The sequence below is a fragment of the Tabrizicola sp. genome, assembly GCF_051645465.1.
In the GTDB taxonomy this organism is placed as follows: Bacteria; Pseudomonadota; Alphaproteobacteria; order Rhodobacterales; family Rhodobacteraceae; genus Tabrizicola.
Map to the genome: position 1 here is coordinate 1 of NZ_JBOFBI010000406.1, position 20,151 is coordinate 20,151.

Sequence of the window (20,151 nt, forward strand, 5' to 3'; positions counted from 1 at the left end):
TCCCCCGGCCCCTCCCCACGTTGGGGGAGGGGAGGTGCCTGGTGCTGGCGGCGCGCGTTTACTGCATGGTCTGGTTATGCCTTGGCCGCGGACCGGCCCGCCCAGCGGCCTGTGGCCCATGACGCGGTGAGAAGATAGCCGCCGGTCGGGGCCTCCCAGTCCAGCATCTCGCCGCAGACGAAGGTGCCCGGAAGGGCGCGGAGTTCGAGGTTTTCGGTGACGGAGGACCCCTCGACGCCGCCTGCGACTGAAATGGCTTCGTCAAGGGGGCGCGGGCCATCGAGGGGGATGGGCAGGTGTTTCAGGTGGTCGAAGGGGGCTTGGCGGGCGAACTCCATCACCAGGGCGATCTGCGGTTTGCCAAGGCCGAGTTTTCTCAGGCGGTTTACGGCGCTTTCGCTGGGTTTCATTCGAGACAGGCGGCGGGCGATTTCCTCGGCTGAAAGATCGGGGAGGAGGTCGAGCGCAAGGGAGGCGCCGTCGCGGAGGGGTTTGTATATACTGTATATACCGCTGCCTTCGAGGCCTTTGGACGAGATGATGAACTCACCGCGCTGCTCGTCGAGCACTTCGTGCACTCCTCGCGGGTTGGTGTTCCGAGGAGTGCACGAAGTGCTCGACGAGGGGTTCGTTGCTTTCAGGATGACGCCTTTGACGGGTTGGCCGAAGAACGGTTCCATCTTTGGCGACCAGTCGACGCGGAAGCCCATGTTCGCTGGTTTCCACGGCGCGATGCCGACGCCCTTGTCGCGAAGCCAAGGTACCCAGGCCGCATCCGAGCCGAGCCTTTGCCAGCTTGCCCCGCCCAAAGCGAGCACGGTGACCTTCGGGGTCAGGACTTGCACGCCGGAGGGCGTGTCGAACCGGAAACCGGTGCCCTCAAACCCCGTCCAGCGCCAGCGGGTGCGGATTTCGACGCCTTTGGCCGAAAGCCGTTCCGCCCAGGCGCGGAGGAGGGGGGAGGCTTTCATGGCGACAGGGAAGACGCGGCCGGAGGAGCCTGTATATACGTCCTGGCCCAGCGCCCGACACCAGGCCTGAACCTCTTCCGGCCCGAACTCTGACAGGATCGGCCGCAACCAGGGGGCGTCGTAACGGGAGACGAAGGTCTCGAACGGTTCGTCCTTCGTCACGTTCAGCCCGGATTTCCCGGCCATCAGAAACTTGCGGCCGATCGAGGGTTTGGCTTCGCAGACGACCACCGGCTGACCTGCCTTCGCCAGTTCCTCGGCAGCCATCAACCCGGCTGGCCCGGCGCCGATGACGAGGGCGAAGGTCACGCCTGCTGGCCCCGCAGCTCGACCACACGGCGGGGATAGGGCATTTCGATGCCTGCATCCTTCAGTGCGTTCCAGATCGCGAAGAGGACCGGCGAGCCATACTTGTTCTTGCCGTCATCGATGCCCGCGACCCAGTACTCGACGGCAAAATCGACACTACTCTCGCCAAAACCGCGCAATTCGCAGTCGGGGCCGTCGGGTTCCTGCAGCACGAAGGGCAGCTTCGCGACCGCGGCTTCGACTATGGCGGGGACGGTGTTGATGTCGGTCTCGTAGCTTACGGAAAACAGCGCCTCGTAGCGGTTGGCGCTGCCCTGGTCGGAGTAGTTCACCACGCGGGTGGTGATGAAATCCTCGTTCGGGACGACGATCCACTTGCCGTCGAAGGTTTCGAGGATGCAGGCCCGGGCGGTCATCTTGACGATCGTGCCCTTCTCTCCGCCGTCGAGCTCGACATAGTCGCCGACGGTGGTCTGGCCTTCGAGGAGGAGAATGACGCCCGAGACGAAGTTCGCGGCGATCTGCTGGAGGCCAAGGCCGATACCGACGCCAAGCGCACCGCCGAGGACGGCGATGGCGGTCAGGTCGATGCCCATGATCGACATGAGGATCAGGAAAGCCGCGCCGAAGATCGCCATCTCGGTGGCCTTGATCGCTAGCTCGCGGGTGGCGGGGCGCAGGTCGGGCTGCGCCTTGAGGTAGCCGGCGCTTTGCTGGTTCGACCAGGAGCCGAGCCAGAACAGGAGCGAACCGGCGACGGCGCCGCGGATCAGCGCGAGCACGGTGAACTGGATGTTGCCGAGGTTGATCTGGGCGGCGTCGAGCCGCGCGGTCACGTCGTCGAGGAGGCCTACCGCGTTCAGTGCCATGACGGGCAGAAGGACGTAGCGGCCCATCAGCTTCAGCAGGCCGGACGGCAGGACTTTGCGGACCAGCTCCAGCGCGACCAGGAGGAGGAAGACCCGTTTGCCGAAGGCGATGACCTCGCCTTGGCCGAAGATGGATCGGGTCAGCCCTTCTCCGGCGGCGGTCAGGGCGTAGGCGAGAAGGGGCAGGAGGAGGGGCAGGAACTGGAGTGCAAAGCGGCGGAGGCGGGCGATGATGTGGGTCGCCTCGGGCTTGGGGGTCAGGGTGCGTTCGATGACCGGAGAGAAGCGGCGCGAGAGGTAACGGGCGATCAGGTAGGCGGCGATCAGGAGCCCGAATTGCGACAGGGCGGCGGGCGAGGAGAGCCAGCCGAGGGCGGTGTCGAGGGCGTCGTTCAGCCAGCCTTGGAGCCGTTCCACAGCTTACCTCTTCGCGTTGTGGGCGATCCGCCCGATGGTGTTTAGCAGCACCTGTGCCGCAAGGATCGTGGTAGTTCCAGTGTGGTCATAGTCTGGTGCGACCTCGACAAGGTCTATTCCGATGATGCGGCCTTGTTTCGTGAGACCGTCGATCAGCTCCAGCACTTCGTAGTAGAGGAAGCCGCCGTGGGAGGGGGTGCCGGTGCCTGGGGCGATGGAGGGGTCGAAGCCGTCGATGTCGATGGTGAGGTAGTAGTCGACGCCCTTGGGGATGCGGGCGAGGGTGGCTTCGATGCCGAGCTTGCGGATCTGGCGGACGGAGAGGATGTCGGAGCCCATGGCGCGGGCGGCCTCGTAGCCTTCCCTGGCGGTGGAGCTGACGTTGCGGATGCCGAGTTGCGACAGGCCGGTGACGTGGTCCTGTTCCGCCGCGCGGCGCATGGGGTTGCCGTGGCCGTGGCGGACGCCGTGGCGGACGTCGACGAAGTCGAGATGGGCGTCGATCTGGACGATGTGGATGGGGCGGCCCTGGAAGGCGCGGATGCAGGGGATGTTGATAGAGTGGTCGCCGCCGAGGACGACAGGTGTTGCGCCTGCGGCTAGGATGGCGCGGACGCCTTGTTCGATGTTGGCGTGGCTGGTTTCGGTGTCGGTGTGGATGATGTCGGCGTCGCCGATGTCGACGATGCGGACGCCTTCCAGGTAGGTCACGTCGTCTTCGTGGTCGTAGGCCCCGGCGTGGCCGAAGGAGAAGAGGGTCGAGGCCTCGCGGATGCCGCGGGGGCCGAAGCGGGCTCCGGCGCGCCACTGGGTGCCGAAGTCGAAGGGGGCGCCCAGGATGGCGAAATCGGCGTCGATTTTCGACCAGTCGGGCTGGTAGGGGCTTTTGCCGAAGGTCGAGATGCCGACGAAGGGCAGGTTCAGCCGTCCGCTTTCGTAGCCGTGGCTCATGGGTTCTCTCCCCTGGTCATCCGCTTCAGGGCGGCCAGGTGCGAGTGTTCCGCTGCCAGCGCGTCGGCTGCAAGGGTCATGGCGGCGTCCATCAGGGTTTCGGGCGGAACGATGCGGTCGATCAGGCCCCAGGCAAGGGCCTCTTCCGCGCCGATCCGCTGGCCCGCGAGGAGGATCATCCGGGCGCGTGCGGGGCCGATCAGGGCGGCCAAGCGGCCGGGGTCAGAGGGTTGGGGGCGGTAGCCAAGGCGCATCACGGGGTAGAAGAACTGGGCCGAGGGGACCGCGATCCGGAGGTCGCAGGCGAGGGCCACGCCCATGGCTCCGCCTGCAAGCGTGCCGTTCAGGGCGGCGATCGTCAGGCCGGGGAATGCGGCGATGGCACCGGAGGCGGCTTCCCAGGCGGGTGAGAGGCCGAGGCCTGCCTTCATTTCCTCAAGGTCGGCACCTGCCGAGAAGACCTTGCCCTCGCCCGTCAGGATTACGACCTTGGCGCCCGTTTCAGCCATGTTAGTGACTGTTTCGGCAAGCCTGACCAGCATCTCGGCCGTCAGCGCATTGGCCTTTTCGCTGCGCGCCAGCCAGATCGTGCAGCAATCGCCTGTTCGTTCGGCTCTGATCATCCATCCCCCCATCCGGAATCCCTTCCTGCGCTGTGGAATCCCTTGACGCCCCATGGACGAGATAGAAAGCTTGCGGCGACGAATTCAACCAGAAAGGTTTGCTATCATGATCCGTAGTCTGACCTGCTCTTCCGCGATTGCCCTTGTGTTCCTTGCTCGCGCCGCGGCCGCGGATGTGACGCCCGAGGAGGTCTGGGAAAGCTGGCAGGCGGCGTCCACTGCTGGGGGGCAGGAGCTGACTGTCGGCAGCACGGCCAGGAATGGCGATACGCTGGAGGTGACGGATATCGCCCTGACCTTCAAGGACACTACGGGCGGCAGCGGCTCGGTCACGATGGACAAGCTGTCCTTCAAGGACAACGGCGACGGAACGGTGGCCGTGACGATGCCCGAGAGCTACCCTGTCGCACTGGCTTTCCCGGTGGATGGCGAGGGTGTGTCGTCCCTTAAGCTTACGGTCTCCCAGCCGGGGCTGCAGATCACGGCGGGCGGCAGTGCGACCGAGACGAGCTATGACATCAAGGGCCCGTCCGCGACCGTCAAGCTGGACGAGATGAAGGACGAGAGCGGCACTTTGATGAACGCCGAAGGCGACCTTGTGCTGACGGATTTCGCCTCGACCTACCTGGTCGTGCAGAAGGGCGACGACACATCGTTCGACACGAGCTTCAGCGTCAAGTCGCTGGCGGTGAACTACTCCGGCGAGCAAGCTGGTGGCGGGGGCCAGGGCACGGTGGCGGTTTCGTTCACCGACTTTGCCGGAGCGAACAAGGGCACGTTTCCAACCGAAGAGTTCATGGCGAAGTCGACCCCGCCGGCGGACTTCGGCTTTATAATGGATAGCGACTTCAAGTTCGGGGCGATGAAGATCGCGGTAGACGGAGTGACCGGCCCCGATGGTAGCGAAGCGATCAAGTTCTCGGCAGATGCGACTGAGGGCACCTACGATGCGGCCTTCAACAAGCCGAAGACGGACGAGGGCGGGACGATGGACGCCAGCTTCGGCTTCAAGACGATCGCGATGAACTTCGTGGCTGATGACCCAAGCGGCACGGATGGTGGAACCGGCGAGGCTTCGCTCGCCGACTTTTCCTGGGCGATCAAGGGCAATTTCCTGGGCCCGGAGCTTATGGAAGACATGGCCGCCGCGATCAAGGCGGGGTTCTTTCTGGACACCGACCTCAAGTTCGGAGCGCTGAAGTTCGGCTTTGATGGCGTCGCGGATACCAAACCGACCAAGCTCTCGGCGGATTCGACGGGAGGTGGCTTGGCAATGGAGCTTAACACGGACGGGCTGGATTACACGTCAGCACTGCGGGGCGTCAAGTTCAGCATGTCGGTCCCCGAGGTCCCGTTCCCGGTGGATATCGCGTTCAGCGAGTCCGCTTTGAACCTGACGATGCCGATCTTGAAAACGGAAAAGCCTGAGGACTTTATCTACCTTACGAAGCTTACCGATTTGACGATTTCAGACGGGATCTGGAACCTCTTCGACCCCGGCAACACGCTTTCGCGTGAGCCTGCGACGTTCATCATGGACACCAAGGGCACCATCCTGTTGAACGAGGATCTCTCGAGTGCCGGCGTCGAGGCCATGCCGCAGCCTCCGACACCCGTCACATTCGACATAACCCAGCTCCTCCTGAAGGCTGCGGGCGCCGAGGTTTCGGCCACTGGACAGCTGACCTTCGACAGCACCGACCTGGTCACTTTCCCGGGCACCCCGCGGCCGGACGGGCTGATCACCACGAACATCAAAGGCGTGCACCAGCTGATCGACAATCTGATCGCTCTGGGCTTTGTGACCAACGATGACGCCATGGGCTTCCGGATGGGCCTGGCGATGTTCGCGAAACCGGGTGCGGGGCCGGACGAGCTGACCTCAAAGGCGGAGTTCCGGGACAAAGGCGTCTTCTTGAACGGCATGCCTATGATGGAGATGCTGCAGTAGGTCCATGTTTCGTGGTGCGGTCCTCCCTTGCGCCTTTGGCCGGGGGGGACTACCTCAGCCCGATACCATTCGGGATACTCGCCCATGACCCCCAGCCTTTCCGACCTGAGCCATTCTCTTCTTGATGCCGCGCGCAAGGCCGGGGCTGACAGTGCTGATGCGCTGGCTGTGTCGGGCACGGCGGTTTCGATCGAAATCCGCAAAAGTGCGCTGGAACAGGCCGAGCGGTCGGAGGGGGTTGAAATCGGGCTCCGGGTGCTGGTCGGGCGGAGGCAGGCCTGTGTGTCGGCCTCGGATACTTCGGCGGCCACGATCCAAGCGCTTGCGGAACGCGCCGTTGCGATGGCCCGCGAGGCGCCGGAAGACCCGAATGCGGGGCTGGCCGAGGCTGGTCAATTGGCTCGCGACTGGGATTTGGAGGCGCTTGACCTTGCCGATCCGGCACCGGAACCGGGGGCTTCGGTGCTGGAGGCTTCGGCCCGGGCGGTCGAGGCTGCGGCGCTTGCGTCGGCTGGGATCACTCAGGTGGAGGCCGCGGCCGCCTACAGCAAGCGGCAGCTGCATCTGGCGGCGACGAACGGGTTCTCTGGTGGCTATGGCCGGACGTCGACCTCGCTTTCGGCGGTGGCTTTCACCGGGTCGGGCACCGAGATGCAGCGGGACTATGCCGGTGAGGGGCGTATATACGCCTCTGATATGCCGGGGGCTGAGGAGATTGGCCGTCTGGCAGCCGAGCGGACGTTGCAGCGGGTGGGGTCGGTGAAGCCGAAGACGGGGACGTTCCCGGTGGTTTATGACGAGCGCGTCGCGGCGTCGCTGGCCGGGCATCTTCTGTCGGCGATCAACGGGACGTCGATTGCGCGCGGGTCGTCCTGGGCGCGGGACCTCATGGGCAAGCAGGTGTTGCCGGTTGGCCTGTCGCTGATCGAAGACCCGCACCGGGTGCGGATTTCCTCGTCGCGTCCGTTTGACGGGGAAGGGCTGCCGACCAAGCGGCGCGCGATCGTGGCGGATGGTGTGCTGACCGGCTGGGTGCTGGACCTTGCGACGGGGCGGAAGCTGAAGATGGCGTCGACCGCGAATGCCTCACGCGGGACGTCGGCGCCGCCGTCTCCGTCGACCACGAACATCGACCTGACGCAGGGCGCGCTGTCGCGGGATGACCTGATTGCGCAGATGGGGACGGGGCTGCTGGTCACGTCTATGATCGGGTCGACGATCAACCCGACAACGGGGGATTATTCGCGTGGCGCCTCGGGCTTCTGGGTCGAGAACGGGCGGATTTCGCACCCCGTTCACGAATGCACCATTGCGGGGAACCTGAAGGACATGCTTCTGCGGATCGTCCCCGCGAACGACGCCCGGGCGCATCTGTCGACCCGCGTGCCATCGATCCTGATCGACGGGATGACAATTGCCGGCGCGTGACCTCGCGCTTCTGACCGAGGCCGCGCGGGAAGCGGGGCGCATAGCGCTTCGCTATTGGCGGCGGGATCCGAAGGTCTGGGACAAGGGCGGCGAGCACGGGCCGGTGACCGAGGCCGACATCGCCGTCAACGACATGCTGAAGGCGAGGCTTCTGGCGGCAAGGCCGGACTATGGCTGGCTGTCGGAGGAGACTCCGGATGATCCCGGTCGGCTGTCTGTAGATACAGTCTTCATCATCGACCCGATCGACGGCACCCGCGCCTTTGTGGCGGGGGAAGAGACCTTTGCCCATTCGCTGGCCGTGGCGCATCAGGGTCAGGTGCGGGCGGCGGTGGTCTTCCTGCCCGCGCTGGACCGTATATACACGGCGTCCGAGGCTTCGCCGCCCCTGAAAGACGGCCAGCCGATCGCGGCCAGTACCCTTGAGCAGCTGGAAGGGGCGGACATCCTGACCAACAAGACCAACCTTGCGCCCGAGAACTGGCCGGGGGGTGTGCCTGACATCCAGCGGCACTTTCGCGCATCGCTGGCGTATCGGCTGTGCCTGGCGGCCGAGGGGCGGTTCGACGGGATGCTGACCCTGCGCGAGGCCTGGGAATGGGATATTGCCGCGGGGGCGCTGATCGCCGAGCGTGCGGGGGCGGTGGTGACCGACCGGCATGGGGCGGCGCTGCGGTTCAATTCGCCCGGAGCGAGGGCGGACGGGGTTCTGGCCTTGCCACCGCAGTTGCACGGAGATGTCGTGCGGCGGCTTTCTGGCGGCTAGGCGACGGGCCTCCTCGTGCACTTCGTGTTCTCGTCGGGGGGCGAGGAGTGCACGAAGTGCTCGACGAGCGGTTGATCGGAAAGTGGCTTGTTTTCAGATACTTAAAGATCGATCATGATATATACACTACGTATATACACAGCCTATCCGTAAATACGAATTGTACATACCGAACATCTTCATGAACTGAACGCTGCCGCAAGCGGCTCGGGCAACGAAAACTCCTTCAGCACCCGCGCCCGGCCGTCAGATGACATCTTCCGGGCGGTCTTTTCGACGATCTCCTGCACCGAGGCCTCATCGCGTTCCTCGGCGAAGGCGGCGAAGTACCATTTCAGGAAGACAAAGCAGATGACGTCCTCAAGCGCCTGAACCTCGGCGTCGCGCTTGATGCCTTCCTTGCGCAGAAGCACGCCCACGCGCTCGCAATCCTGGGCCGGAAAGCCCGCCTCGGCCATGATCCCCGCAACGCGGAGCCCATGCCGCCGCCCCTGCTCGCGCCGCCACTCGAAGTAGCCGGCCTTGCCCTCGGGATAGTCTGCCCGCGGCAGGAGCCAGCGTTCGACGTGCTGGCCGCGCGCTGCGACCTGCAGGACTTCGGACGCATCGGGGAAAAGCCGCGTGAGCTCGGCGGTCATGCGCTGACCATAGACCAGCGCCTCGCCTTTCGGGTCGGCGGCGTTCGCCGCATCGATCAGGGCCAGCGCCCGCTGAAGCCGTTCGGACATTGTTTCCACTTTCGACCGGATTTCACCCAGTCTGTCCGTGGGGAGCAGTCCTTGCAAGCCCTGGCGGGCGGCAGGTCAGAAGTCGAAGATGTCCGACAGGAAGCTTTCCTTGCGCTTCTTCTTGTAGCCGCGGTTGTAGTCGTCATCGTCATCATCCCGCCGACGGCCCTCGTCCCGGTATCCCTGCTGCGCGCGGGGTTCGGGCTGATAGACGGGTGCGGCACCCTGCCGGGGTGGCGGGGGAGGGGCGGCCTGAGCTGCAACTGGCGCTGGGGCGGCCCCTGCGGCGCGTTCGATGATCTTGTCAAGCTCGCCCCGGTCCAGCCAGACACCGCGGCACTTCGGGCAATAGTCGATCTCGACCCCGCCGCGATCGGCCATCACCAGGGTCTCGTTGTCTACCGGGCAGCGCATGGGCATCTCCATTCATGTGTCTGATCTTCAGATGGGAAGCTCCGCGCGCCATCGCAACCCGCTTCGGCAGAACTTCGCCAAAGTGCCGCAGGTTTGCCTACCTGCGCGAAAGACCGGATCAGGCAGCCGTCAGAGCGCGTATCTGCGGGCGAAATCTGGCGGAAAGGGCAACCCGTTCGCATAGAAATAGCGGATGAGCTGGCCGTGATGCTGTACCTCATGCTCTAGCAGGTCGATCAGGACCGCCTCCCGCGCATCGTCCAGTGCCTGCGAAGCAATCCGGATGCGATCGGTGATCTGGTCGCGTGACGCTGCCAGCGCGGCCTGCACGGCTTCTGGCGACCCTGTGTCCGTCAGGCTGCAGGAGAAACCCTGCCATTCGCCATGATCGAAGGCCCGCGCATAGCTTTCGCGCGCGCCGACGATGCACCAGAACTGACCGCCGATTGTATTGGAGGGTGCCGTGCCGTTGCGGCGTCCCAAAGCGTCGCGCGACAGACCATCTGCAAGCGCATTGGTCAGGTCGACCGCGGTGGTCACGCGTGTCAGGAATACACCCATGCTCGACGTCCCAGCCTCGTGACGATCCAGCGAAGATACACGATCCCGGCGCATCGTGAAACGTCAGGCCGCCCCTTGCCAACCGCGCGGCGCCCCGGCATCTTGCCTGCCAAGCCGTGGCGATGGCGTCGCCGCAGGGGCCAACAGTGCCTTCAGGCTTGCGGGCCAGCCGCTTCCGTCCTGTACGCCGGGACCTTTCGGGGTCCCATGCACATGACCCCGCATCAGAGGGGTCTGACCATGACTGTTACCCGTCCCGAACACTATCGCTATCACAACGGCGGCAAGAAGGACGCCCTGCCCTTCACCGACCAGGAGTACCACGACCGGCTGGCCGGTCTGCATGACATCATGGAGCTGCACGGGCTGGACGCGGTGGTGCTGACGAGCATGCACAATGTCGCGTACTACTCGGGCTTTCTTTATTGCAGCTTCGGGCGGCCCTATGCCTGCGTGGTGACGAAGACCGACTGTGTGACGGTCAGCGCGGGGATCGATGCGGGTCAGCCCTGGCGGCGGTCGATCGGCGACAACATCACCTTCACCGACTGGAAGCGCGACAATTTCTGGCGTGTGGTGGCTTCGGTCACCGGCGAAGGCAAGGTGATCGGCTGCGAGGCGGACCATCTGACGATGGAGCGGGCCGAGAAGCTGAACGCGTTCCTGAAGCCGAAGCGCGGGGTGGACATCTCTGCGGCGACGATGGAGCAGCGGATGCGGAAGTCTCCGGCTGAGATCGCGCTGATCAAGCACGGGGCGAACGTGGCGGATGTGGGCGGCTATGCGATCCGTGATGCGGTGCGGGTGGGTGCGACCGAGCTTGAGGTGGCGATGGCGGGCCGGGACGCGATGGAGCGCGAGATCGCTAAGCGCTTCCCGGATGCCGAGTATCGCGACACCTGGGTGTGGTTCCAGTCGGGGCTGAACACCGATGGGGCGCATAACCCGGTGACGAACCGGGCGTTGCAGCGCGGGGATATCCTGTCGCTCAACTGCTTCCCGATGATCAGCGGCTATTACACCGCGCTGGAGCGGACGTTGTTCGTGGGTGAAGTGGACGATGCATCGCTGCGCGTCTGGGAGACCAACATCGCGGCGCATGAATATGGGATGAGCCTTCTGAAGCCGGGGGCCTCGTGTTCTGAAGTGACGGCAAAGATCAACGACTTCCTGGAAGAGCGGCAGATGCTGCAGTACCGGACCTTCGGCTATGGGCACTCCTTCGGGGTCCTGTCGCACTACTATGGCCGTGAGGCGGGGCTGGAGTTGCGCGAGGATATCGACACGGTGCTGGAGCCCGGCATGGTGATTTCGATGGAGCCGATGCTAACGATTGCAGATGGTCAGCCGGGGGCCGGGGGATACCGCGAGCACGACATTCTGGTGATCACCGAGGAAGGTGGCGAGGACATCACGCATTATCCCTACGGGCCGGGGTTCAACGTGGTGGGGTGATACAGAAACGTGACCTTTATGTCATCTGACTGACACAGAAGGCAGCCAATCCGGGCGGGACTTTTCATTGAAAGGACCGCCCGATGCATTTCAAACTCTGCCTGACTTCGGCCCTGGCTTTGGCCACGGCGCTGCCTGCAAGCGCCGAGATGGTGTTCAACCGTGTTGCCTCGTTCCCGACGCCCGTCAACATGGCGGAGGGCGAGGATCTGGCGCGTGAGACCTCGGCCGAGATCGTCTCGGCATCGGAGGACGGGATGATGCTGGTCTACACCGACAGCCCGCTTCGCGTGGTCGGGTTGGTGGACATCGCCGATCCTGCTGCGCCGAAGCCCTTGGGGAATATCGATGTGGGTGGGGAGCCGACGACGGCGGTGTTCGTGGGGGGCATGATCTTTGCGGGGGTGAATACGTCGGAGAGCTTTACGGCACCGTCGGGCAAGGTGGCGGCGGTGGACCCCGCGACGAAGGCGGTTGTGGCGGAGTGCGATATCGGCGGGCAGCCGGATTCGGTGGCCAAGGCCAAGGACGGGTCGTTCCTGGCTATTGCGGTCGAGAACGAGCGCGATGAAGAGGTGAACGACGGCGTTATCCCGCAGATGCCTGCCGGGTATGTGGTCAAGCTGCCGATCAAGGACGGGGCGGTCGATTGCGGTGCGCTGCAGAAGATCGAGCTTCTGGGTCTGGCGGCGGTCGCGGGGGATGACCCGGAGCCGGAATATGTGGATGTGAACGAGGCTGGCGAGATTGTCGTTACGCTGCAGGAGAACAACCATGTGGTGGTGATCGGCGCGGATGGGGTGGTTTCCAGCCATTTCAGCGCTGGAGCGGTGGACCTGACCGGTATCGACACCAAGCGCGACGGGCGGATGGACTTTACGGGCGAGAAGGCCGGCGCCCTGCGTGAGCCGGATGCGGTGAAGTGGATCGATGCCGACCACTTCGTGATGGCGAACGAGGGCGACTATGAGGGCGGGTCGCGCAGCTTTACCATCTTCAAGCGCGACGGGACTGTGGTCTACGAAGCGGGTGCTAGCCTTGAGATGGCGATTGCGGCGCTGGGGCATTACCCGGATCACCGCAACTCCAAGGGTGTGGAGCTGGAGTCGGTGGAAGTTGCGGCGTTCGACGGCGTGCCGCATCTGTTCGTGGCCTCCGAACGTGCCTCGCTGGTGGCGGTCTACGATCTGACGGACCCGACAGCACCGGTGCTGAAGCAGTTGCTGCCCTCGGGCGTCAGCCCCGAAGGTCTGGTTGCGATCCCGTCACGGAACCTGCTGGCGACGGCGAACGAGGTTGACCTGCGTGGTGATGGTCTGGCCCCGGCGCATGTCATGGTCTTTGCCCGGGCCGAGGGCGCTGCGGCCTATCCGACGATCACCAGCGAAGGCTCGGACCCGCTGATCGGCTGGGCGGCGCTTTCGGGATTGGCGGCCGATCCGGCGGATGCGGCAAAGATGTATGCCGTCAGCGACTCGGTCCTGTCGGCGGCACCGACGATCTACACTATCGATCCGACCCAGACTCCGGCGAAGATCACCGCTGCGATGACCGTGACCCGTGGTGGCGATGCGGCGCAGAAGCTGGACCTGGAAGGGATCGTGACCGATGGCGAGGGTGGCTTCTGGGTCGCCTCGGAGGGCCGCAGCGACCGGCTGGTGCCGCACGCGATCTACCATGTCGATGCCGAAGGCGCGATCGACAAGGAAATCCCGCTGCCCGAGGCGCTTTTGGACCAGGAAATCCGGTTCGGTTTCGAAGGCATCACCAAGGTTGGTGATGTCCTTTGGATGGCGGTGCAGATGGAGTGGCAGGACGACCCGAAGGGCATGACCAAGCTTCTGGCCTACAACACGGCCGAGGAAACCTGGGGTGCGGTCCACTACCCGCTGGAAGCGCCTGCCGAGGCCGAAGGCGCCTGGGTCGGGCTGTCAGAGATCACGGCGCATGGCGATTACCTCTACCTGATCGAGCGCGACAACCAGATTGCGGGCAACGCCAAGGTCAAGACGCTGACCCGGGTTGGCCTTGCGGACCTGAAGCCCGCCGAATTGGGCAGCACCCTGCCGGTGGTGACGAAGGAAGTCGTCCGCGACCTGATCCCCGATCTGGCCAAGACCGGCGGCGTCATCGCCGAGAAGGTCGAGGGCTTTGCGGTCGACGCTGCGGGCAACGGCTGGCTGGTGACGGACAATGACGGCACCAACGACAACTCGGGCGAGACGATGTTCTGGTCGATTGGCCCGGTGAACTGATTGGACCCTGCCCCGAGGCCGCCGTTCGGCTTCGGGGCAGGTTCGGCTACACGCGCTTCAGGAAGCGGAGCGCGAAGAGCAGGATCACGGCGCCAATCGTGGCCGAGATGATTGCGCCGATGATGCCGCCGCCAAGGCTGACGCCGAGGCGTGGCAGTAGGAAGCCGGAGATCAACGCTCCGACAACGCCGACGACAACATTGCCGACCAGCCCGAAGCCGAAGCCTTTGACCAGCTGGCTGGCAAGCCATCCGGCGATGCCGCCGATGACCAGGGTCAGAATCAGTCCTGTAGCGCTCATTCTCTGTCCTTTCCTGTCCCAGGATCGGGATCTTGCACGTTAGCCGCGACCTCCAGGCCGATCATTCTAACCTGCATTCGTGGAAGACATGTTCGAAGCAGAGAATCTGCCCTGAATCCGGTCCGCTGTCAGCTTCGTCTGCGAAGATTCGGAAATTCCTGCAATTTTTCGCTTGACGTAAGGGTGGTTGCGTGGCCGAAGCTGCACAAAGTTGCCCTAACCTTGAGTCTGCCAAGTGTCCAATTCCTTTGCCCGGATCTTCGCGATCCTGTGTCTTCCATTGCTTGCCGCCTGCGCGGGTGCTCCGACAAAGCCGACCGAGCCTGAGGCCGTTCCCGGCTACGAGGGCATCCAGGACGGCGCGTTCTTCATCGAACCGGTGCCGGAGCAATACCTTTCCGGCGGCAACCGCCGCGAAGAGGTGGACTATGCGGGTGGCGACGAGCCGGGGACCATCGTGGTCGATACCTTTTCGCGCAAGCTCTTCCTGGTGATGGAGGGTGGCCGCGCGATGAGCTATCCGATCGCCGTCGGGCGTGAGGGGCTTTCGTTCCGCGGTTCGGGCGTGATCGGGCGCAAGGCGGAATGGCCTTCGTGGCAGCCGACCGCGAACATGATCCGCACCCGGCCCGACCTTTACGCGGCCTATGCCGGCGGCCTGCCTGGCGGGCTGCAGAACCCTCTCGGCGCGCGGGCGCTTTATCTTTATCGCGGCGGGCGGGACACGATGTTCCGGATTCACGGTACCGCTGATGCGTCCTCGATCGGCAATGCGACCAGTGCTGGATGCATTCGTCTGTTCAACCAGGACGCCATCGACCTTTACAACCGGGTGCCCGAGGGCACGTTTGTGAAAGTCCGCAGCGAGGCGGAAAGCCTTGCGGTCGAAGGGCCCCAGATGACCGATGCCTATGGCCGGATCGTCGCCGAGACGCCTGAGAACATCGCGAAGAAGGAAAAGGACATGGCCGCGATCGAGAAGCAGGCGGCAAAGGACAGCGTCGCCGCCGAGAAGGCCGACCGCAAGCGCCTGGCCGCCTGCGAACGCCGGGGCATTGTGGCGGAAGAGTGCCCGCGTCCGGAAATCTCGGGCACTACGGTGGTCGTGGGGACGTCTGACAGCGCTACAGCCGGATGACGTAGTCCTTCAGCGTCGTTTCCACGACTTCCCAGGTGCCTTCAAAACCGGGACGAAGGATCAGGCTGTCACCCGGATGCAGCTGGGTGACGCTGCCATCCGATCCGGTCAGGATCGAATAGCCGCTGATGATGTGGAAATACTCCCACTCGGAATAGCTGACCCGCCATTTGCCGGGGGTCGATTGCCAGAGGCCGGCGTAAAGGCCGTCACTTTCTTCCAGGCTCCAGGTCGTGTGAACCGGGTCGCCGGTGACAAGCTTCGCTGGGTCCGGGCGGGTGACCTCGGGCGGGGTGCCGACACGTGTGACGCGCTGGATCAGGGTCATGGCGCTCTCCTTTCGCGCATTCAGGGCCAGTTGGCGGCCTTCGGTCAACCCCGGCGCGGCGGGATGGGCGGACGGCTGCGCTGCACTGCGGCGCAAATTTGTTGCGGAGGCTGGGCGCTTGTGCCCATATGGCGGGCAGATTGCGAACCGCCGAGGGATCGAAAATGAGCGCCACTTCCCCCGTTCGTCCCGTGCTCCCCCCCGATATCCGCGCCCGCAAAGGCGGTCAGCCGCTGGTGGTGCTGACGGCCTATTCCACGCCGGTCGCCCGTCTGGTCGATGCGCATTGCGATGTGGTGCTGGTGGGGGATTCGGTGGGCATGGTGATCCACGGCTTGCCCTCGACCCTGGGTGTCACGATGGAGATGATGGTCCTGCACGGGAAGGCCGTGGTCAGGGGGGCGCAGAAGGCGATGCCGGTGATCGACATGCCGTTCGGGTCCTATGAGGAGGGGCCGCAGCAGGCGTTCCGCAATGCCGCCCGGCTGATGGCCGAGACGGGCGCCCCGGCGGTGAAGCTGGAGGGCGGGGTGCATATGGCGGAGACCATCGCGTTTCTGACGGCGCGAGGGGTGCCGGTGATGGCGCATGTCGGGCTGACTCCCCAGTCGGTGAACACGCTGGGCGGCTACAAGGTCGTGGGCCGGGCGGAAGAGGCCGAGAAGGTGATGGCCGATGCCCGCGCGGTGGAGGACGCGGGGGCGTTCGCAGTGGTGCTGGAGAAGGTGCCGGAGGGGCTGGCGGGGCGGATCACTCAGGGGCTTTCGATCCCCACGATCGGCATCGGCGCGGGGGTGCATTGCGACGGGCAGGTGCTGGTTGTGGATGACATGCTGGGACTTTTCACCGACTTCCGGCCGAAATTCGTGAAGCGCTATGCCGAGCTTGGGCGTGCGGCGGATGAGGCGATTGCGGCCTATGCGGCCGAGGTGCGGTCACGGGCCTTCCCGGCGGCGGAGCATTCGTTTCCTGATGTGGCGCCGGTGAAGAAATGATCCCGATTATCCGGACGGTGGCCGAGCTGCGGACGTTGGCGCGGGGCTGGCGGGCGAAGCGCGAGGTCATCGGCGTGGTGCCCACGATGGGGGCGCTGCATGACGGTCATCTGTCGCTCGCCCGGCGGGCGCGGGCCGAGTGCGACCGGGTGATCACGACGATCTTCGTGAACCCCAAGCAGTTCACCAATCCGGAGGACCTGAAGAAGTATCCGCGGAGCGAGGCGACGGATGCGGCGTTGCTGTGGACGGTCCCGGTGGACGCAATCTTCGCGCCGCCGGTCGAGGAGGTCTATCCGGACGGCTTCATCACGACGGTCACCATGCAGGGCGTGGCGCAGCCCTTGGAGGGCCACATGCGCCCCGGTCATTTCGACGGCGTGGCGACGGTGGTGATGAAGCTTTTCGGCATGTCATTGGCCGACAAAGGGTATTTCGGCCAGAAGGATTGGCAGCAGCTGCAGGTGGTGCTGCGGCTGGTGCGTGACCTGAACGTGCCGGTGGAGGTGGTCGGCTGCGAGACGATTCGCGAGGCGGACGGGCTGGCGATGTCGTCACGGAACGTCCGGCTGACGGCCAAGGGCCGGGCCAGGGCGCCGGTGCTTTATGCCTCGATCACCCGGGCGGCGGACGACATCCGTGCGGGGCATGCGGACCGGATGGCGATCCGCGAGGCGGCGGAAACCATGCGCGCGGCGGGGTTCGAGCGGGTGGAGTACATCGAGCTTCGCGATGCCGAGACGCTGATGCCCTCGGACGACCCGCGCCGCCCGCGCCGGATGCTGGCCGCGGCCTGGGTCGATGGTGTGCGGCTGATCGACAACATTCCCGTGTGACTGGCGGTTTTCAAATTGAGCGCTTGCGCGCAAGTCTTTTGTCTCGTCGTCGGGCTTCGCCTCCTCCTCGGACGTTGGGGGCGCTTCGCCCCCCAAACCCCCCGAGAGTACTTGCGAAAAGAGCAAATGCAGGTCTGCCGATTCCGGCCTTGCGAGATGGACGCGTTGCGGCAAGACTTGGTTCGAGTGGCGGGGTCCAAAATCGCTCCGCCGGAATGATGTAATTTGATGTTACATCACTATGTGATGCAAACGACGTTCAACGGAGGGCGTGATGGCCGATTTCGAGACTCAGATCAAGGAAAGCCAGGCTCAGGTGGCCGAGGCACAGGCGAAGATTTCTGCGATTACCAGCCGGATCGAGGAGGCGCGGTCGAAGATCGACCAGGGTGTCACGCTCGACGTGGAAAACGCCACGCTTGAGGATGTGCACAAGCACACCGACCTAATGAACGCGAACATCGCCGAGCTGATCATGGGGCTGGACGATGTGACGGCTGGCTTCTCGGCCGAGTTCAACGAAATGCGGACGAAGACCGGGATGGAGAGCTTCATCGGCATCTTCTCGAACGCCAAGGCGGAATCGATGCGGCAGGAGCGGATGCGCTCGGCGACCGTCGACGACAAGCTGCAGGACCTGATCTCGAAATCGGACGTGATCGTGAAGCTGCTGCAGAGCCAGCTTGACCTTCTGAACACCCAGAAGACTCGGGTGGAGGGGAACCTTGCGGGCACGCTGACCGAACGCGAGGAAACCGTGGGCGCGCTTGAGGCGGTGCGGGCGGAAGTGGCCTCGCTTGATCCGAAGATCATCGAGCTGGAGAACAAGATCGCCGTCGAGCAGGACGCGGCGGCGCGGACGAAGCTGGAGACGGAGCTTGCGAACCTGAACGCCAAGTACAACGCCTTGGTGCAGGACGAGCAGGTGAAGCTCGCGAAGAGCCAGACGCTGGAGCGCTATATCGAGAAGGGCAAGACCTGGGTCGATTCGCTGCAGAACCAGGCGGCGACGCAACTGGTGCTGATCAACAAGCTGCAGACGGATACGAAGCAGCGGGTGGTTCTGTATGACGCTTTGACGTCGTCGCTGAAGACCGCGCAGCAGCAGGACGTGGCGCACCGGATCAACGAGATCGGGGTCAAGACCGACCAGGAGGCCCAGACCGCGATGGCGGCGATCGGGGCGGCGACCAACGACAAGATGGCCGACATGCTGGAGAAGCATGAGGAGCACATGGTCTTTGCCCGCCAGATCCTGGAGCAGAAGGCCAAGGCGGATGAGCGGTTTGCGCGGCGGTTCGCGGCGATTGTCGAGAAGCACGACAAGAACGCGTATGGGGAGTGAAATGTCCGCCTGGCGGAAGGTCTTTCTTCGGAATGGCCTAATCTGGACGCCCTACATTCTTGCTTGGCCGTTCTTTGCGGGCGAGTTTTCAGGGCCGGGCTGGCCGCTGGGTCTTTCCGAGACGATGAACCAGGTTGTGACTTTTCTCATCCTTCTACCAATTTGGGTCGCGATGGTTGGTGGGGGTATGTGCCTTTTTCGGCGGATGGTTCCATGGGTGGAGTCCGAAGTAGCTCAGAAAGGTCGGCAATTGCCGACCATGCGTTGGCGTTGGTTCTGGTCCTACTTCCTGGAAATCGACGACAGATATCGGCTGCGACCGTGACAAAGGTTAAGGCTAGCGGGTGGTCGAAGCATGCCTGACCCCACCGTCAAGGACCAGCTCGTCTCGGACCATGCCGAGCTTTACGACACGCTCGTCGCGCGGCGGTATTTTGCCAAGTTCGACCGGATCACCGGCTATCTTGGCCGGGTGGCGGCGGAGATGGAGACGGAAGGCCGGCTGAACCGGACCGAAGCGCGGATTTTGGGGACTTACCTCAAGGCCGTCGCGACGACCTTCCGGGCGCTGAACCACAAGTATCTGATGACCGGTCGGGGCGAGGGGGCTCCGAAGCTGACGATTGACCGGCACGAAAGCGGGTTTCCGGTTGCGCAGGAACTCATGACCATGGCGGTCGATGCCCAGCAGGCAGAGCGGCATCTGGGTGGGATGCCGTCGGAAACCGAGCTGAAGGACAGGATGGTGCGGCAGATCGTGGGGGACCTGACGATCCCTACCGCGCTGCAGTTCGCTTTGTCGCAGCGGTACTACTACGAGGCGTTGGCGGCGGGCGGCATCTTCTGGGCGCGGAACGATCCGGACGCGCAGTGGGTCGAGGACCTCGGCCAGCGGCGGCACTTTCTGGTGCATTGGGCGGTCTGGGATACTCAGGTCAACCTGCCGGTGGTGTACCTCATGGACCTTGAGGATTCGGGCGGGAAGCCCCTGCCGAACGACGCCTACCGCTGGCCCGAAGTGCAGGCCGCGCTGATGGCTCAGGCGATCGGGGGGCTGAAGCTGCTGACGATTGCCACGGGGTTCGACAAGGATTTCCCCGACCTGCACCCGAAGCGGCTGCGCCGGATCATCCTGGGGCCGATGTATTCGGCGAGTTTCACCCTGCAGTCGGGGCCGATCTCCAAGGTGCTGGAGGGCGCGAAGGCGCCTGAGGGGCAGGACTGGGCTTTGGTCTGGACGGTCGAGGATCTGGTCTCGGACCGCGAGGAAGAGGTGAAGGACGGGTGGTTCTCATCGGTCCAGCGCCAGGTCTACAAGCTGGATGCGGTAGCGGGAGCGGAGCTGGGGGCCACGCGGCAGGACCGGATGATCATTCTGCCCGAGCGGCCTTATCAGGTGCTCGTGGAGCAGGACCCGAAGGGCCTTCGCGGCTTGCGGAAGTTTGTGGTTGGGGCGGGGGGGCGGCTGATCCCGACGTTGTGACTTGTGGAAACCCCCGGGGGCCAGCCC

18 protein-coding genes and 1 pseudogene are annotated in these 20,151 nt (G+C 64.4%); 10 read left to right on the forward strand and 9 right to left on the reverse strand.

Annotated elements, in window-relative coordinates:
- Window positions 1–74: 74 nt before the first annotated feature.
- From ACRCSW_RS24465 to ACRCSW_RS24480, 4 genes are read right to left on the reverse strand one after another with little or no spacing between them, the layout of a single operon-like run.
- Window positions 75–1,280 carry a TIGR03862 family flavoprotein gene (locus ACRCSW_RS24465; protein ID WP_438708262.1) on the reverse strand — a complete coding sequence of 402 codons (1,206 nt, stop codon included), beginning with the start codon at window positions 1,278–1,280 and terminating at the stop codon, window positions 75–77.
- On the reverse strand, window positions 1,277–2,566 hold the full coding sequence (locus tag ACRCSW_RS24470; RefSeq protein WP_438708263.1) for a mechanosensitive ion channel family protein: 1,290 nt from the start codon (window positions 2,564–2,566) through the stop codon (window positions 1,277–1,279). Before ACRCSW_RS24470 ends, ACRCSW_RS24465 begins: the two co-directional genes overlap by 4 nt.
- Window positions 2,567–2,569: 3 nt before the next feature.
- Window positions 2,570–3,517 (reverse strand): agmatinase, encoded by a 948-nt coding sequence (gene speB, locus ACRCSW_RS24475; RefSeq protein WP_438708264.1) that lies wholly within the window; start codon window positions 3,515–3,517, stop codon window positions 2,570–2,572.
- Complete coding sequence (locus ACRCSW_RS24480) at window positions 3,514–4,140, reverse strand: enoyl-CoA hydratase/isomerase family protein (RefSeq protein ID WP_438708265.1); 627 nt, start codon at window positions 4,138–4,140, stop codon at window positions 3,514–3,516. Before ACRCSW_RS24480 ends, speB begins: the two co-directional genes overlap by 4 nt.
- A gap of 106 nt (window positions 4,141–4,246) precedes the next feature.
- On the opposite strand from ACRCSW_RS24480, the gene ACRCSW_RS24485 reads away from it, so the two are divergent.
- The 3 genes from ACRCSW_RS24485 (at window position 4,247) to ACRCSW_RS24495 (ending at window position 8,285) form a co-directional block, all read left to right on the forward strand.
- Window positions 4,247–6,091 (forward strand): DUF2125 domain-containing protein, encoded by a 1,845-nt coding sequence (locus ACRCSW_RS24485; protein WP_438708266.1) that lies wholly within the window; start codon window positions 4,247–4,249, stop codon window positions 6,089–6,091.
- Between the two features lie 84 nt (window positions 6,092–6,175).
- Window positions 6,176–7,519: a TldD/PmbA family protein gene (locus tag ACRCSW_RS24490; RefSeq protein ID WP_438708267.1), complete on the forward strand. Its 1,344-nt coding sequence runs from the start codon at window positions 6,176–6,178 to the stop codon at window positions 7,517–7,519.
- A complete protein-coding gene (locus tag ACRCSW_RS24495) occupies window positions 7,506–8,285 on the forward strand; it encodes a 3'(2'),5'-bisphosphate nucleotidase CysQ (protein ID WP_438708268.1) in 780 nt (259 codons plus the stop codon). The genes ACRCSW_RS24490 and ACRCSW_RS24495 overlap by 14 nt, the downstream gene beginning before the upstream one ends.
- Before the next feature lie 179 nt (window positions 8,286–8,464).
- Here ACRCSW_RS24495 and ACRCSW_RS24500 read toward each other — a convergent pair whose 3' ends face one another.
- From ACRCSW_RS24500 to ACRCSW_RS24510, 3 genes are all read right to left on the reverse strand, one after another.
- Complete coding sequence (locus tag ACRCSW_RS24500; RefSeq protein ID WP_438708269.1) at window positions 8,465–9,013, reverse strand: DUF4202 domain-containing protein; 549 nt, start codon at window positions 9,011–9,013, stop codon at window positions 8,465–8,467.
- Between the two features lie 75 nt (window positions 9,014–9,088).
- Window positions 9,089–9,427 carry a zf-TFIIB domain-containing protein gene (locus ACRCSW_RS24505; RefSeq protein WP_438708270.1) on the reverse strand — a complete coding sequence of 113 codons (339 nt, stop codon included), beginning with the start codon at window positions 9,425–9,427 and terminating at the stop codon, window positions 9,089–9,091.
- Between the two features lie 129 nt (window positions 9,428–9,556).
- Complete coding sequence (locus tag ACRCSW_RS24510; RefSeq protein WP_438708271.1) at window positions 9,557–9,988, reverse strand: hypothetical protein; 432 nt, start codon at window positions 9,986–9,988, stop codon at window positions 9,557–9,559.
- A gap of 240 nt (window positions 9,989–10,228) precedes the next feature.
- On the opposite strand from ACRCSW_RS24510, the gene ACRCSW_RS24515 reads away from it, so the two are divergent.
- Together ACRCSW_RS24515 and ACRCSW_RS24520 are read left to right on the forward strand one after the other, a co-directional pair.
- Window positions 10,229–11,443 carry a M24 family metallopeptidase gene (locus ACRCSW_RS24515; protein WP_438708272.1) on the forward strand — a complete coding sequence of 405 codons (1,215 nt, stop codon included), beginning with the start codon at window positions 10,229–10,231 and terminating at the stop codon, window positions 11,441–11,443.
- Between the two features lie 83 nt (window positions 11,444–11,526).
- Window positions 11,527–13,698 (forward strand): esterase-like activity of phytase family protein, encoded by a 2,172-nt coding sequence (locus ACRCSW_RS24520; protein WP_438708273.1) that lies wholly within the window; start codon window positions 11,527–11,529, stop codon window positions 13,696–13,698.
- A 46-nt stretch (window positions 13,699–13,744) separates the two neighbouring features.
- Here ACRCSW_RS24520 and ACRCSW_RS24525 read toward each other — a convergent pair whose 3' ends face one another.
- Window positions 13,745–13,999, reverse strand: coding sequence for a GlsB/YeaQ/YmgE family stress response membrane protein (locus ACRCSW_RS24525; protein WP_438708274.1), 255 nt, complete (start codon window positions 13,997–13,999; stop codon window positions 13,745–13,747).
- A 235-nt stretch (window positions 14,000–14,234) separates the two neighbouring features.
- Between ACRCSW_RS24525 and ACRCSW_RS24530 the strand changes: the two are divergent.
- A pseudogene (locus tag ACRCSW_RS24530) lies at window positions 14,235–14,960 on the forward strand (L,D-transpeptidase); the annotation flags it as partial.
- Between the two features lie 163 nt (window positions 14,961–15,123).
- On the opposite strand, the gene ACRCSW_RS24535 reads toward ACRCSW_RS24530, so the two are convergent.
- Window positions 15,124–15,465: a cupin domain-containing protein gene (locus tag ACRCSW_RS24535; RefSeq protein ID WP_438708275.1), complete on the reverse strand. Its 342-nt coding sequence runs from the start codon at window positions 15,463–15,465 to the stop codon at window positions 15,124–15,126.
- A gap of 164 nt (window positions 15,466–15,629) precedes the next feature.
- Between ACRCSW_RS24535 and panB the strand changes: the two genes are divergently transcribed.
- The 4 genes from panB to ACRCSW_RS24555 all read left to right on the forward strand — a co-directional run bounded on the left by panB (window position 15,630) and on the right by ACRCSW_RS24555 (window position 20,124).
- Complete coding sequence (gene panB / locus ACRCSW_RS24540; RefSeq protein WP_438708276.1) at window positions 15,630–16,460, forward strand: 3-methyl-2-oxobutanoate hydroxymethyltransferase; 831 nt, start codon at window positions 15,630–15,632, stop codon at window positions 16,458–16,460.
- Window positions 16,457–17,296, forward strand: a complete 840-nt coding sequence (panC, locus tag ACRCSW_RS24545) for a pantoate--beta-alanine ligase (RefSeq protein WP_438708277.1) — start codon at window positions 16,457–16,459, stop codon at window positions 17,294–17,296. Before panB ends, panC begins: the two co-directional genes overlap by 4 nt.
- Before the next feature lie 274 nt (window positions 17,297–17,570).
- Complete coding sequence (locus ACRCSW_RS24550; protein ID WP_438708278.1) at window positions 17,571–18,641, forward strand: hypothetical protein; 1,071 nt, start codon at window positions 17,571–17,573, stop codon at window positions 18,639–18,641.
- A 355-nt stretch (window positions 18,642–18,996) separates the two neighbouring features.
- The gene (locus ACRCSW_RS24555; protein ID WP_438708279.1) at window positions 18,997–20,124 is read left to right on the forward strand and encodes a hypothetical protein; all 1,128 of its coding nucleotides are present in this window, start codon (window positions 18,997–18,999) and stop codon (window positions 20,122–20,124) included.
- The last annotated feature ends 27 nt before the right edge of the window (window positions 20,125–20,151 follow it).

Coding starts and splice junctions, on each gene's coding strand:
- ACRCSW_RS24520 (WP_438708273.1), top strand. CDS start 11,527: ATGCATTTCAAACTCTGCCTGACTTCGGCCCTGGCTTTGGCCACGGCG.
- ACRCSW_RS24480 (WP_438708265.1), bottom strand. CDS start 4,140: ATGATCAGAGCCGAACGAACAGGCGATTGCTGCACGATCTGGCTGGCG.
- ACRCSW_RS24535 (WP_438708275.1), bottom strand. CDS start 15,465: ATGACCCTGATCCAGCGCGTCACACGTGTCGGCACCCCGCCCGAGGTC.
- ACRCSW_RS24485 (WP_438708266.1), top strand. CDS start 4,247: ATGATCCGTAGTCTGACCTGCTCTTCCGCGATTGCCCTTGTGTTCCTT.
- panC (WP_438708277.1), top strand. CDS start 16,457: ATGATCCCGATTATCCGGACGGTGGCCGAGCTGCGGACGTTGGCGCGG.
- ACRCSW_RS24500 (WP_438708269.1), bottom strand. CDS start 9,013: ATGTCCGAACGGCTTCAGCGGGCGCTGGCCCTGATCGATGCGGCGAAC.
- ACRCSW_RS24525 (WP_438708274.1), bottom strand. CDS start 13,999: ATGAGCGCTACAGGACTGATTCTGACCCTGGTCATCGGCGGCATCGCC.
- ACRCSW_RS24555 (WP_438708279.1), top strand. CDS start 18,997: ATGCCTGACCCCACCGTCAAGGACCAGCTCGTCTCGGACCATGCCGAG.
- ACRCSW_RS24550 (WP_438708278.1), top strand. CDS start 17,571: ATGGCCGATTTCGAGACTCAGATCAAGGAAAGCCAGGCTCAGGTGGCC.
- ACRCSW_RS24510 (WP_438708271.1), bottom strand. CDS start 9,988: ATGGGTGTATTCCTGACACGCGTGACCACCGCGGTCGACCTGACCAAT.
- speB (WP_438708264.1), bottom strand. CDS start 3,517: ATGAGCCACGGCTACGAAAGCGGACGGCTGAACCTGCCCTTCGTCGGC.
- panB (WP_438708276.1), top strand. CDS start 15,630: ATGAGCGCCACTTCCCCCGTTCGTCCCGTGCTCCCCCCCGATATCCGC.
- ACRCSW_RS24505 (WP_438708270.1), bottom strand. CDS start 9,427: ATGCGCTGCCCGGTAGACAACGAGACCCTGGTGATGGCCGATCGCGGC.
- ACRCSW_RS24515 (WP_438708272.1), top strand. CDS start 10,229: ATGACTGTTACCCGTCCCGAACACTATCGCTATCACAACGGCGGCAAG.
- ACRCSW_RS24490 (WP_438708267.1), top strand. CDS start 6,176: ATGACCCCCAGCCTTTCCGACCTGAGCCATTCTCTTCTTGATGCCGCG.